Consider the following 14,592-nt stretch of genomic DNA (forward strand, 5'->3'; position numbering starts at 1 on the left):
ACGCGCCGGGCCTGACGAAGGCGTCCCGGTCGGTGCGCGACCCGCGAGAGCGGGCGCCCGCCACGGTCCGGCGACTGGTGGACCCGCTCGCCGCGAAGGAGTCCGAAGACACGATGGCGCACCCCGACGGTACGGAAGCACCGCTGCTGTGGACACTGGCCGGCAGCGGCAGGGAGTCGCTGGCGGCAGGCGCCCGCGCCCTGCACGGGTACCTGGCCGGCCGTGACGACTGGAGCCCCCAGGACGTCGCGCTCGCCCTCGCGCGCACCGCCTCGGAGGGCAGCCGGCGGGCGGCGCTGGTGGCCGGCGGCCGGGACGGGTTCCTGCGCCGGCTGGACGCGCTCGCCGCCGGCCGGAGCACCTCCGGCCTGGTGGAGGGCGTCGCGGCGGCGGACCGCCGGGTCGCCTTCGTGTTCCCCGGCCAGGGCGCGCAGTGGCCCCGGATGGCGGTGGAGCTGCTGGACGCCTCCGCGGTCTTCCGCGACCGGATGGACGCCTGCGCGCAGGCCCTGGAACCGTTCCTCGACTGGTCGCCGATCGACGTGCTCCGCGACCCGGACGCGCCGGGCGCGCCCGCCGGGAACCGGGCCGACGTGGTGCAGCCCCTGCTGTTCGCCGTGACGGTGTCGCTCACCGCGCTGTGGCGCTCCCGGGGCGTGGAACCGGCCGCCGTGCTCGGCCACAGCGTCGGCGAGGTCACCGCCGCCGCGGTCAGCGGCGCGCTCTCCCTGGACGACTCCGCCCGGGTGGTCGCCCGCTGGAGCCAGGCCCAGGCGACCCTGGCCGGGCAGGGCGACATGGTCTCCGTGATGGCCCCGGCCGACGAGGTCGAACCCCGGCTGCGCCGCTGGGACGGCCGCCTCGTCGTCGCCGCCCACAACGGCCCGCGCTCCGTGATCGTCTCCGGCGACCGCGACGCCGCGGCCGAACTCCTCGCCGACCTCGCCACCGCCGGGCTGCACGCCCGCCGGATCGCGGTGGGCCTGGCCGCCCACTCCCCGCACATCGACGCGATCGTCCCCCGGATGCGCGCCGACCTCGCACCGATCCGCCCCCGCCCGGCCGACCTGCCCTACTACTCCGGCCTGACCGGCGGACGGCTGGACGCCCCGGCCCTGGACGCCGACTACTGGTGCCGCAACCTGCGCAACCCGGTCAGGTTCCAGCAGGCGGCCGGCGCCCTGCTGCGGGACGGGTACGGCGTCCTGCTGGAGGTCAGCCCGCACCCCGTGCTGACCTCGGCCCTCACCGACTGCGCGGAGGAAGCGGAGGAGGCGGGCGCGCGGGCCGTCGTCCTCGGGACGCTGCGCCGGGACCAGGGCGGCCCGCGCCGGTTCCTGACCTCGCTCGGCGACCTGTACGTGCACGGCGTCACCCCGGCGCCGGAAGCAGCGCCGGAAGCGCCGCCCGCCCGGCTGCCGGAGCTGCCCGCCACCGTCCTGGCGGCGCTCACCGCGCCCGCCCCGGCGGACCCGGACCCGGCTGCGGCTGCGGCCCCGGACGGGCCCGGCCGGGCGGACGGTGCCGGGGACGGCGGCAGCGCGTTCCGCGCGCGGCTGGCCGGCCTGGACGCGGCGGAGCGCCGCGCCGCGCTGGTGCGGCTGGTGGACGAGGAGATCGCCGCGCTGACCGGGCGGTCCGAGCCGGTCCCCGCCGACCTGGCCTTCCTCGACCTCGGGTTCGACTCGGTCACCGCCGTCGAGCTGCGCAACCGGCTGAGCGCGGCGACGGCGCTGCGCATCCCGGCGACGGCCGTCTTCGACTGCCCGACCCCGGCGGCCCTGGCCGCCTACCTGCACGCCCGGATCAGCGGCGACCGGCCGGCGCCGCGCGCGGGCGCGCAGGCGCCGGTGCGGCGGGCCGCGGACGACGACCCCGTGGTGATCGTCGGCATGGGCTGCCGCTACCCCGGCGGGGTCGGCAGCCCCGACGAGCTCTGGGAGCTGGTGGCGGCGGGCGCCGACGCCGTCTCCGCGCTGCCCGCCGACCGGGGCTGGGACACCGCCGGACGGTACGACCCCGCCGCCGGCACCCCGGGCCGCTACTACCAGCGGGAGGCGGGTTCGCTCGCCGGCGCGGCCGACTTCGACGCCGGGTTCTTCGGCATCTCGCCGCGCGAGGCGCTCGCGATGGACCCGCAGCAGCGGCTGCTGCTGGAGACCACCTGGGAGGCGCTGGAGCGGGCCGGGATCGACCCGTCCACCCTGCGGCAGACCCCGACGGGCGTCTACGTCGGGGCGATGACCATGGACTACGGCCCCTCCCTCGAACAGGGCGCCGACGAGGGCGGCCACCTGCTGACCGGCAACACCGGGAGCGTCGCCTCGGGCCGGCTGGCCTACACCCTGGGCCTGGAGGGGGCGGCGGTCACCGTCGACACGGCCTGCTCCTCCTCCCTGGTCGCCCTGCACCTGGCGGCCCGGGCGCTGCGCTCGGGCGAGTGCTCGCTGGCGCTGGCCGGCGGCGCGACCGTGATGTCCACGGTCGGCATGCTGGTCGAGTTCAGCCGGCAGGGCGGACTCGCCCCGGACGGGCGCTGCAAGGCGTTCGCGGCGGCCGCCGACGGCTTCGGCCTGGCCGAGGGCGTGGGCATGCTGCTGCTGGAGCGGCTGTCGGACGCCCGCCGCAACGGGCACCCGGTGCTGGCCGTGGTCCGGGGCTCGGCCGTCAACCAGGACGGCGCCAGCAACGGCCTGACCGCGCCGAACGGCCCGTCCCAGCAGCGCGTCATCCGGGCGGCGCTCGCGGACGCCGGGCTGACGGCGGCGGACGTCGACGTGGTGGAGGCGCACGGCACCGGCACCCGGCTGGGCGACCCGATCGAGGCGCAGGCCCTGCTGGCCACCTACGGCCAGGACCGGCCCGCCGACCGGCCGGTGTGGATCGGCTCGCTGAAGTCCAACATCGGCCACTCCCAGGCCGCGGCGGGCGTCGGCGGCGTGATCAAGTCGGTGCTGGCGATCCGGCACGGCGTCATGCCGCGCACCCTGCACGTCGACGGCCCGACGCCCGAGGTGGACTGGTCGGCGGGCGCCGGCCGGCTGCTCACCGAGGCCCGCGCCTGGGACGACACCGGCCGCCCGCGCCGGGCCGGCGTCTCCTCGTTCGGCATCAGCGGCACCAACGCCCACGTCATCCTCGAACAGGCCCCGCCCGAGGCCGTGGAGGAAGCGGCCCCGCGCCCCCGGACGGTGGCGTGGCCGCTGTCGGCGCGCACCGACGAGGCGCTGCGCGCCCAGGCGGCGGCGCTGGCCGCGCGCCTGGCGGCGGAGCCCGGCCTCCACGCGGCGGACGTCGGCTACTCGCTGGCGGTCGGCCGCGCGTCCTTCGGACACCGCGCCGTGGTGGTGGGGACGGACCGCAGCGACCTGCTCGACGGCGTGACCGCACTGGCCCGGGACGCCGTGGCGGTCGGCGGCGGGCTGGTCTCCGGCCGCTCGGTGCTGGTGTTCCCGGGCCAGGGGTCGCAGTGGGTCGGGATGGCGGCCGAGTTGCTGGCCGAATCCGGGGTCTTCGCGGGGCGGATGGCGGAGTGCGGGCGGGCGCTGGAGCCGTACGTCGACTGGTCGTTGGCGGAGGCGCTCGGCTCGGAGGAGCTGTTGGCGCGGGTGGACGTGGTGCAGCCGGTGCTGTGGGCGGTGATGGTGTCCCTCGCCGAGGTCTGGCGCTCCTACGGCGTGGTCCCGGACGCGGTGGTGGGCCACTCGCAGGGCGAGGTCGCCGCCGCGTGCGTGGCGGGCGGTCTGAGCTTGGCGGACGGGGCGCGGGTGGTGGCGTTGCGTTCGCGTGCGGTGGGGGCGTTGGCGGGTCGGGGTGGGATGGCGTCGCTGCCGCTGCCGGTCGAGACGGTGCGGGAGCGGATCGGCGGCCGGCTCTCGGTGGCGGCGGTCAACGGCCCGTCCTCGACGGTGGTGTCGGGTGACGCGGACGCGGTGGCCGCGCTGGTGGCGGAACTCGTCGAGGAAGGAGTGCGGGCGCGGCTGATCGAGGTCGACTACGCCTCGCACTCCGCGCACGTGGAGCAGGTCCGCGCGCGGCTGCTCGCCGACCTGGACGGCATCACGCCCCGGTCGGGCGCGGTGCCGTTCTACTCCAGCGTCACCGGTGGCCTGCTGGACACCGAGGCGCTGGACGCCGAGTACTGGTACCGCAACCTGCGGGAGACCGTCGAGTTCGAGCGGGCGACCCGCGCGCTCCTCGCGGCCGGGCACCGGTTCTTCGTCGAGTCCAGCCCGCACCCCGTGCTGGGCGTGGCGGTGGGGGAGTCGGTGGAGGCGGCGGGCGCGGAGGCCGCGGTGCTGGGGACGCTGCGCCGTGGCGAGGGCGGCCCGGCGCAGGTGCTGCGTGCGGTGGGCCGTGGCTGGGAGCGCGGGCTGGGGGTGGACTGGTCGGGGACGTTTCCGGGCGCGCGGCGGGTCGAGCTGCCGACGTACGCCTTCCAGCGCACCCGCTACTGGCTGACGGCCCCCGCCCCCGCGGCCCCGGCCGCCCCCGTCGAGGACCGCTGGGACGACCTGGAGCGGCAGGACCCGGCCCGGCTCGCCGACGTCCTCGGGGTCGGCCGGGCCGCCCTGGCGGAGGTGCTGCCCGCGCTGGCGGTCTGGCGCTCCGCCAGGAACCGCGAGCGGAAGGCGGAGTCCTGGCGCTACCACGTCGCCTGGGCGCCCCTGTCGGTCGCGCCGGCCGACGGCCTCCCCGGCCGCTGGCTCGCCCTGCGGCCCGAGGGCGGCGCCGCGGCGGCCGTCCTGGACGCCCTCGGCGCGGCCGGGGCCGACCTCCTCCCGTGCGTCGTCACCGACCCGGGCGCGACCCGCGAACAGCTGGCCGCGCTGCTCACCGACACCGCCGGGGGGCAGCCGATCGCCGGGGTGCTGTCCCTGCTGTCCTGGGAGGAGCGCCCCCACCCCGCCCACCCCGACCTGCCCGGCGGTCCGGCGCTGACACTCGCGCTGGCCCAGGCACTGGAGGACGCGGGCCTGTCGGCGTCGGACCCGGAGGAGGCCGGCGCGGGCAGCCCGGCCCGGCTCTGGATCCTGACGAAGGGGCTGGCGGTCCTGGGCGGCGCCGAGCGGCCCGGCCCGGCCGGCCAGGCCGCCTCCGCCGCCCTGGGCCGGACGCTGGCGCTGGAGCACCCGCACCGCCGGGGCGGCCTGGTCGACCTGCCCGAGGTGCTGGACGTGCGGGCCGCCCGCCGCCTGTGCGCGGTGCTCGCGGGAGCCGCGGCCGACGAGGAGCAGGTCGCGGTGCGCTCCACCGGGGTGCACGGCCGCCGCCTCCGGCCCGCGCTGCCCGCGTCGTCCGCCCCGTCCGCCCCGTCCGCGCGGTCGAAGGCCGGTGCCGACGCCCCGGACGTCCGGTCGCGCTGGCGGGGCACGGTCCTGGTCACCGGCGGCACCGGCGGCGTGGGTTCGCACACGGCCCGCTGGCTGGCCGGGCAGGGCGCGGAGCGGCTGCTGCTGGTCAGCCGGCGCGGTGCCGACGCCCCCGGCGCGGACGCGCTGCGGGCCGAGCTGGCGGAGCTGGGCACCGAGGTGGCCATCGCGGCGTGCGACGTCGCCGACCCGGCCGCGCTGGCGGCCCTGCTCGCCGACCTCCCGGCCGACCGCCCGCTGTCCGCCGTCGTCCACGCGGCGGGCGTCCTCGACGACGGCGTGCTCGACGCGCTGGACCCCGGGCGGCTCGCCGTGGTGCTGCGCGCCAAGCTGACCGCCGCCCGGAACCTGCACGAGGCCACCGCCGGCCTCGACCTGTCGGCGTTCGTGGTGTTCTCCTCGCTGATGGGCGTGCTGGGCAACCCCGGGCAGGGGAACTACGCGGCCGCCAACGCGGCCGTCGACGCGCTCGTCGCCGAACGCCGGGCCGCCGGACTGCCGGGCACCTCCGTGGCCTGGGGCGCCTGGGCCGGTCCCGGCATGCTGGCGGACGAGGTCGCCGACCGGCTGCGGGACTTCGGTCTGCCGGTGATGGAGCCCGAGACGGCCGTCAGCGCGATCGGCCGGGCCCTCGACGCGGACGACGCGCTGGTGGTGGTCGCCGACGTCGACTGGAAGCGCTTCGCCGCGGGCATCGGCCTGCGGTCCGCCGCCCTGCTCGACGGGATGCCGGACCCGACGGCCGCCCGGCCCGCCCCGGACGCCGCCCCGGACGCCGCCGCGCCGCCGGCGGCCCGGGAGGGCGACGGCGCCGCCGACACCCTGCGGCAGCGGGTCGCCGCGCTGCCGCGCCACGAGGACCGGCTCAGGACCCTCACCGAACTGGTCCGGGCCCACGCGGCGACGGTCCTGCGCCACCCCGGCGTCGACACGGTCCAGCCCGCGCGGGCGTTCTCCGAGCTCGGCTTCGACTCCCTGATGGCAGTGGAGCTGCGCAACCGGCTCGCCGCCGCCACCGGGCTGGCCCTGCCCGCCACCGTCCTCTTCGACCACCCCACCCCGTCGGCGCTGGCCGACCGGCTGCTCGCGACCCTGGACCTCGCCCCGGACCCGGACCAGGACCAGGACCAGCCGGATGTGTCCAGCGGCCCCGCCGACCCCGCCGACTCCGCCGACCCCCTCGGCAACGAGCCGATCGCGATCGTCGGCATGGGCTGCCGCTTCCCCGGCGGGGTCGCCGGGCCCGAGGACTTCTGGCAGCTGCTCGCCGCGGGCACCGACGCCGTCGGCGACTGGCCGGCGAACCGGGGCTGGGACACCGAGGGGCTGTACGACCCGGACCCCGACCGGGCCGGCACCACCTACAGCAGGCGGGGCGGCTTCCTGCACGACGCGGCCGACTTCGACGCCGAGTTCTTCGGCATCTCGCCGCGCGAGGCCCTCGCGATGGACCCGCAGCAGCGGCTGCTGCTGGAGACCGCCTGGGAGGCGGTCGAGGGCGCCGGGCAGGACCCGACCGCGCTGAAGGACCGGCAGGTCGGCGTCTACATCGGCACCAACGGCCAGGACTACTCCGCGCTGCTGGAGGGCGCCGAGGGGGTGTCCGAGGGCCACCTGCTGACCGGGAACACGGCGAGCGTGCTGTCGGGCCGGCTGTCCTACGTCCTCGGCCTCCAGGGGCCCTCGCTCACCGTCGACACCGCCTGCTCCTCCTCCCTGGTGGCCCTGCACCTGGCCGTCCAGGCGCTGCGGCGCGGCGACTGCGAGCAGGCCCTCGCGGGCGGGGTGACGGTGATGAGCACGCCGCGGCTCTTCGTCGAGTTCAGCCGCCAGCGCGGGCTCGCCGCCGACGGACGCTGCAAGGCGTTCTCGGCGGACGCGGACGGCACCGGCTGGGGCGAGGGCGCCGGGGTGCTGCTGCTGGAGCGCCACAGCGACGCCCTGCGCCACGGCCACCCCGTGCTCGCGCTGGTCACCGGCACCGCGGTCAACCAGGACGGCGCCAGCAACGGGCTCACCGCCCCCAACGGCCCGTCCCAGCAGCAGGTCATCCGGGCCGCCCTGGCCGACGCCGCGCTGCGCGCCGACCAGATCGACGCGGTCGAGGCCCACGGCACCGGCACCAGGCTCGGCGACCCGATCGAGGCGCAGGCGCTCCAGGCCGTCCACGGACCGGAGCGCCCGGCGGACCGCCCGCTGTGGCTCGGCTCGGTGAAGTCGAACATCGGGCACACCCAGGCGGCGGCCGGCGTGGCCGGGGTGATGAAGATGGTGCTCTCCATCCGCCACGGCGAACTGCCCGGCACCCTGCACGCCGGCACGCCGAACCCGCACGTCGACTGGTCCGCCGGCGGCGTCCGGCTGCTCACCGCGCACACCCCGTGGCCGGAGACCGGGGGCCCGCGCCGGGCGGGCGTGTCGTCGTTCGGCATCAGCGGCACCAACGCGCACGCGATCATCGAGCAGGCGCCCGCGATCGCCGCCGTCCCCGCCCTGGACCGGACCGACACCCCGGCCGCCCCCGCCGCGCAGCCCCCCGCCGTCGCGACGGCCCTCGCGGCGGTCACCGTCACCCCGACCGCCCGCCGCACCGGCCCGCCCGTGCCGCTGCTGCTCGCGGCCAGGACACCGGAGGCCCTGCGGGCCCAGGCCAGCCGACTGCTGGGCCGGCTCGACGCCGACCCGGACGTCGAACTCGTCGACGTCGCCTACTCGCTCGCCACCGGACGGGCCCCGCTCGCCCACCGGGCCGCCGTCCTGGGCCGCGACCGGGCCTCCGTCCGGCGCTCGCTGGCCGCGCTCGCCCGCGGCACCACCGCGGGCCGGCTGCTCACCGGCGACGGCGTGCGCCCCGGCCGGACCGCCTTCCTCTTCCCCGGGCAGGGCAGCCAGCGGGCCGGAGCCGGCGCGGAGCTGTACCGCGACGACCCGGTGTTCGCCGACGCCCTCGACGAGGTGCTGACCGGCCTGGACCCGCACCTCGACCTGAACCTGCGCGACCTCCTGTTCGCCGCACCCGGCACCCCCGGCGCGGAACTGCTCGACCGCACCCGCTACACCCAGCCCGCGCTGTTCGCCCTGGAGACGGCGCTGTTCCGGCTCGTCCGGCACTGGGGCGTGCGGCCCGACCTGCTGATGGGGCACTCCGTCGGCGAACTCGCCGCCGCCCACGCGGCCGGCGTGCTCGACCTGCCCGACGCCTGCGCGCTGGTCACCGCCCGCGGCCGGCTGATGGACGACCTGCCCGGCGGCGGCGCGATGGCGGCGGTGGAGGCCGGCGAGGACGAGGTCCGGCTGGCGCTGCTCGGCGAGGACCGCGACGAGGTGGACATCGCCGCCGTCAACGGGCCCGCCTCCGTGGTGCTGTCCGGCGACGGGGACGCGGTGCTGCGCCTGGCCGGGGCGTTCCGCGCCCGGGGCCGGCGCACCCGGCGGCTGAGCGTGAGCCACGCCTTCCACTCCGCCCGGATGGACGGCATGCTCGACGCCTTCCGCGAGGTGGCCGAGTCGCTGACCTACCGCGCGCCCGGCATCGAGATCGTCTCCAACCTGACCGGGCGCACGGCCACGGCCGCGGAACTCCGCTCGCCCGACTACTGGGTGCGCCACGCCCGGGGCACCGTCCGCTTCCTCGAAGGGGCCCGCCGACTGCGGGCCGAGGGCGCCACGACGTACCTCGAACTCGGACCGGGCGGCGTGCTGTCCGGCATGCTCCACGCCTGCCTCGCCGAGCCCGAGCCCGAGCCCGAGCCCGGGGCCGGAGCCGGGGCCGCTTCTGCCTCCGCTTCCGCTTCCGCCGCCCCCGGCGGTCCGGTCGGGGCGGTGCCGCTGCTGCGCGGCGACCGGGGCGAGTCGGACGCGGTCCGCACCGCACTCGCCTCGCTGCACCTGCGCGGCGTGGCGGTGGACTGGTCGGCGGGCTGGAGCGGTACCGACGTGCGGCGGGTCGACCTGCCCACCTACGCCTTCCAGCGCCGGCGCTTCTGGCCGCGGGCCGCGGCGGACCCGGCCCCCGCCGCCTGGCGCGCCCGCCGGGGGACGGCGGCCCCCGCCGACCCGCACCGCTACCGGATCGGCTGGCAGCCGCTCGCCGTGCCCGCGGCCCCCCGCCTGGCCGGCCGCTGGCTGCTCGTCGTCCCGGACGGACCCGGCGTCGAGGACACCGCGCTCGCCTGCGAGCAGGCCCTCGCCGGACACGGCGCCGACGTGGTGGTGACCCGGGTCGGGGCCGCCGTCGAGCGCGCCGAACTGGCCGCGCTGATCCCCGAGTTCGGCGCCCTGGAGGGCGTCCTGTCGCTGCTCGCGCTGGCCGGGGGACCGGACCGGGAACCGTCGGACGCCGGCCTGGCCGGGACCCTGCTGCTGCTCCAGGCCCTGGGCGCGAGCGGTGTCGACGCGCCCCTGTGGTGTGCCACCCGGGGCGCGGTCGCGGCCGACGGAACCGAGCGGGTCCACCCCGGGCAGGCCCGGGTCTGGGGCCTGGGCCGGGTGGCCGCCCTGGAGCACCCGCAGCGCTGGGGCGGCCTGGTCGACCTGCCGGACGCGCTGGACGGCCCCGCCGCCGCCGGGCTGTGCGCCGTCCTGGCCGGACTCGACGGCGAGGACCAGGTGGCGGTGCGCGCACCGCGGCCGCTGGGCCGCCGGCTCGTCCCCGCCCCGGAGCCGGCGACCCCCGCGCCCGCGCCGTGGACCCCGCGCGGCACCGTCCTGGTCACCGGCGGCACCGGCGGCCTCGGCGCCCAGGTGGCCCGCTGGCTCGCCGAGCGCGGCGCGGACCACCTGGTCCTGCTCGGCCGCCGCGGCCCCGACGCCCCCGGCGCGCCGGAGCTCGCCGCGGAACTGGCCGCGCTCGGCGCCCGCACCACCCTGGCGGCCTGCGACGTCGCCGACCGCGCCGCGCTGGAACGGGTGCTGGACCGGCTGCGCGAGGAGGGCGACACCGTGCGGGCCGTGGTGCACGCCGCGGGACTCACCTCGGACACCGCGCTGACGGACTGCACCCCGGAGGAACTGGCCCGACTGACGGCCGCCAAGGTCCGCGGCGCGGCCCACCTCGACGCCCTGTTCGAGGGCCGCCCGCTGGACGCCTTCGTCCTCTTCTCCTCGATCTCGGGCACCTGGGGCAGCGGCGGCCAGGGCGCGTACGCGGCGGCCAACGCCTACCTGGACGGCCTCGCCGCCGCCCGGCGCGGCCGGGGCCTGCCCGCGACCTCGGTGGCCTGGGGCCCCTGGGCCGGCCCGGGCATGGCCGAGGGCGCGGTCGGCGACGGCCTGCGCCGCCACGGCCTGCTGCCGATGGACCCGGCGGCGGCGCTCTCCGCGCTCGGCCTGGCGCTGGCCCTGGACGAGGGCGAGCCGGTCGTCGTCGCACTGGACTGGAGCCGCTTCGCGCCGCTCTTCGGCTCGGCCCGGGAGAGCGCGCTGCTGCGCGGCCTGCCCGCGGCCGAGGAGTTCCGGACGGCCGACGGCGGCCCCGCCGCCGACGCCCCCGCCCCGGGCGGCGACCCGTCCTGGGCGGAGCGGCTGCGCCTGCTGCCCGGGCCGGAGGGCCGCAAGCTGCTGACCGAGCTGATCCGGAGCGAGGCGGCCGCCGTGCTCGGCCACGAGTCGGCCGTCGGCCTCGCGGCCGACCGCCCGTTCCGGGAGGCGGGCTTCGACTCGCTCACCGCCGTCGAGCTCCGCAACCGGCTGGTCGCGGTCACCGCCCTGCCGCTCGCGCTCACCTCCGTCTTCGACCACCCGACGGCCGCCGCCCTCGCCGCGCACCTCTTCGCCGGACTCGGCGGCCCGGCCCCGGCCGCCGCCGCCGACCCGACCGATACCGCCGACCGCCCGACCCACAGGACGGACCAGGCCGGCCCGGCCGGCCCGGACGGACCCGCGGCGGCCGACGAACCGCTGGCGATCGTCTCGATGGCCTGCCGGTTCCCGGGCGGCGTCCGCTCGCCCGAGGACCTGTGGCGGCTGGTGGCCGACGGAGTGGACGCGGTCACCGCGCTGCCCGCCGACCGGGGCTGGCCGCTGGAGGCCCTCTACGACCCGGACCCGCTGCACCCGGGCACCTTCTACACCACCGGCGGCGGCTTCCTGGACGGGGCGGCCGAGTTCGACGCCGAGTTCTTCGGGATCTCCCCGCGCGAGGCCCTCGCGATGGACCCGCAGCAGCGGCTGCTGCTCGAAACCAGCTGGGAGGCCCTGGAGCGGGCCGGGCTCGACCCCGCGTCGCTCCGCGGCAGCGAGGGCGGCGTCTACGTCGGCGTCGCCTCCCAGGGCTACGGCAGCGGCCCGCAGGACCCGTCCGACGAGGTCGAGGGGCACCTGCTCAGCGGCACGGTCACCAGCGTCGCCTCCGGCCGGGTCGCCTACACCCTCGGCCTGGGCGGACCCGCCGTGACCGTGGAGACGGCCTGCTCGTCCTCGCTGGTGGCCCTGCACCTGGCGGGCCAGGCGCTGCGGGCCGGCGACTGCTCGTTCGCCCTGGTCGGCGGCGCCGCGGTGATGGCCAGCCCGGACGTCTTCGTCGAGTTCAGCCGCCAGCAGGGCCTGTCGCCCGACGGCCGCTGCCGCTCCTTCGCCGACGGCGCGAACGGCACGGGCTGGGGCGAGGGGGTGGGCGTCCTGCTGGTGGAGCGGCTCTCCGACGCGCGCCGCCTCGGGCACCCGGTGCTCGCCCTGGTCCGGGGCACGGCGGTGAACCAGGACGGCGCCAGCAACGGGCTGACCGCCCCGTCCGGCCCCGCCCAGCAGCGGGTGATCCGGGCCGCGCTGGCCAACGCCCGCCTCTCCGGCGCCGAGGTCGACCTGGTCGAGGCGCACGGCACCGGCACCGTCCTCGGCGACCCGATCGAGGCCCAGGCCCTGCTGGCCACCTACGGCCAGGACCGGCCCGCCGACCGGCCGCTGTGGCTCGGCTCGCTGAAGTCCAACATCGGCCACACCCAGGCCGCCGCCGGCGTCGCCGGGGTGATCAAGACCGTCCTCGCGCTGCGCAACGGCGTGCTCCCCGGCACCCTGCACGCCCGGCAGGCGTCCAGCCGGGTGGACTGGTCGGCCGGCGCGGTGCGGCTGCTCGCCGACGCCCGCCCCTGGGACGCCCCGGAGGGGGGCCGGCCGCGCCGGGCCGGCGTCTCCGCGTTCGGCATGAGCGGCACCAACGCCCACGCCGTCCTGGAGGAGGCCCCCGCCGCCGACGGCCCGCCGCCCGGCGGCCCGGACGGCGCACCCGCCGAGGAGACCGGGGCCACCGTCCCGTGGCTGCTCTCCGCGACCACCCCCGAGGCCCTGCGCCGCCAGGCCCGCCGACTGGGCGAGCACCTGCGGGCCGACCCCGGCGCGGGCGCCGCCGCGGCCGCCCGGGCCCTCGCCACCACCCGACCCGCCCTGCCCTTCCGGGCCGCCGCCACCGGTCGTGACCGCGCCGCGCTGCTCGACTGGCTGGACGCGCTGGTGGCGGGAGAACCCGTCCCCGGCGCGGTGCGCGACCGGGCGCGCGGCGGCCGCACGGCCTTCGTCTTCCCCGGCCAGGGCTCGCAGTGGGCCGGCATGGCCGCGGCGGCCCTCGACGCCTCGGCGGCGTTCGCCGCCGCCGTCGCCGACTGCGAGCGGGCGCTCGCCCCGCACACCGACTGGTCGCTGACCGAGGTGCTGCGCGGCGCGCCCGGCGCACCGGGACTCGACCGGGTGGACGTCGTCCAGCCGGTGCTGTTCGCCGTGATGGTCGCGCTGGCCGCGCACTGGCGCGCCACCGGGGTCACCCCGGACGCGGTCGTCGGCCACAGCCAGGGCGAGATCGCCGCCGCCTGCGTCGCCGGGGCGCTGTCGCTCGACGACGCCGCCCTCGTGGTGGCGCTGCGCAGCCGGGCGCTGCTGAAGCTGGCGGGCCGCGGCGGCATGGTGTCGGTCGCCGCCTCCGCCGAGCGGACCACGGGCCTGCTGCCGGCCGGCGGGCGCGCCTGCGTGGCCGCGGTGAACGGCCCCGGGGCGGTGGTCGTCGCCGGGGAGCCCGCGGAGCTGGCCGCCCTGCTCGCGGCCTGCGAGCGGGAGGGCGTCCGGGCCAAGGCGATCCCGGTGGACTACGCGGCCCACTCCGCCCAGGTCGCCGAGGTCGAGGACGAACTGCGCACGGCCCTCGCCGGGATCCGCCCCCGCGCCTGCGCCGTCCCGCTGTACTCGACGGTGACCGGCGCCCCCGTCCCGGGCGAGTCGCTGGACGCCGCCTACTGGTACCGCAACCTGCGCGAGCCGGTCGACTTCGCCGGGGCGACCCGCACCCTGCTGGACGCGGGCCACACCCTGCTGGTCGAGGTCAGCCCGCACCCGGTGCTGCTCGCCGGGATCGAGGAGGTGGCCGCGGCGGCCGGGCGGGAGGTGGCGGCGGTCGGCACGCTGCGGCGCGGCGACGGCGGCCGGGACCGGCTGCTGGCCTCGCTGACCGAGGCGTGGGCGGCCGGCGGCGGCCCGGTGGACTGGACGCCCTGGACGGGCGGCCCCGGGCCGGACGGCCCGGCACCCCTCCTGCTGCCCACCTACCCCTTCCAGCGCGACCGCTACTGGCTGGCCACCCCGGGCCGGACGGCCACGGCCGCCACCCCGGCTGCCCAGGAACCCGCAGGCGCGGGCGCGGGCGACGGCGACGCCACCCCCGCCGTACCGCTGGCCGCCCGGCTGGCCCCGCTGGACCGGCGGGCCCGCCGCCAGGCGGTGCTCGACCTGGTGATCCGGCACGCGGCCGCGGTCCTCGGCCACACCGGGACCGGCCCGGTGCGCTCGGAACGCTCCTTCGCCGAGGTCGGCTTCGACTCGATGCTCGCGGTGCGGTTCCGCAACGCGCTGTCCGAGGCCACCGGCCTGGCCGTTCCGCCGACGGCGGTCTTCGACCACCCGACGCCCGAGGCGCTCGCCGCCCACCTGGACGCCGAACTGTCCGCGGTGCCCGAACCGCCCTCACCGCTGCTGGCCGAACTGGACCGGCTGGCCGCCCTCCTCACGGCCGCCCCGCCCGGGGCGGACGACGGCGACGGGGTCGGCGAACGGCTGGACGACATGCTGCGCGACTGGCGCCGGCGGGCCGGCCCACCGGCCGGCCGGGCGGCGGGCGGCGGCCGGACGGCACCCCCCGGGGCGGCGGCCGACACCGCCACGGTGGCCGAGACGGCCACGGCGGACGAGCTGTTCGCCCTGATCGACACCGACTTCGGAAACGTCTGAGAGAGAGCTGGCC

1 protein-coding gene is annotated in these 14,592 nt (G+C 78.8%); it reads left to right on the plus strand.

The window, feature by feature from the left end:
- The first annotated feature begins 113 nt into the window (after positions 1-113).
- The gene (locus KSE_RS36320) at positions 114-14,579 is read left to right on the plus strand and encodes a type I polyketide synthase (protein ID WP_041293991.1); all 14,466 of its coding nucleotides are present in this window, start codon (positions 114-116) and stop codon (positions 14,577-14,579) included.
- The last annotated feature ends 13 nt before the right edge of the window (positions 14,580-14,592 follow it).

The organism is Kitasatospora setae KM-6054 (assembly GCF_000269985.1).
Classification (GTDB): domain Bacteria; phylum Actinomycetota; class Actinomycetes; order Streptomycetales; family Streptomycetaceae; genus Kitasatospora; species Kitasatospora setae.

What these genes read in the sequence shown, in the direction of transcription:
- KSE_RS36320 (WP_041293991.1), top strand. Translation starts at nt 114, where the DNA reads ATGGCGCACCCCGACGGTACGGAAGCACCGCTGCTGTGGACACTGGCC.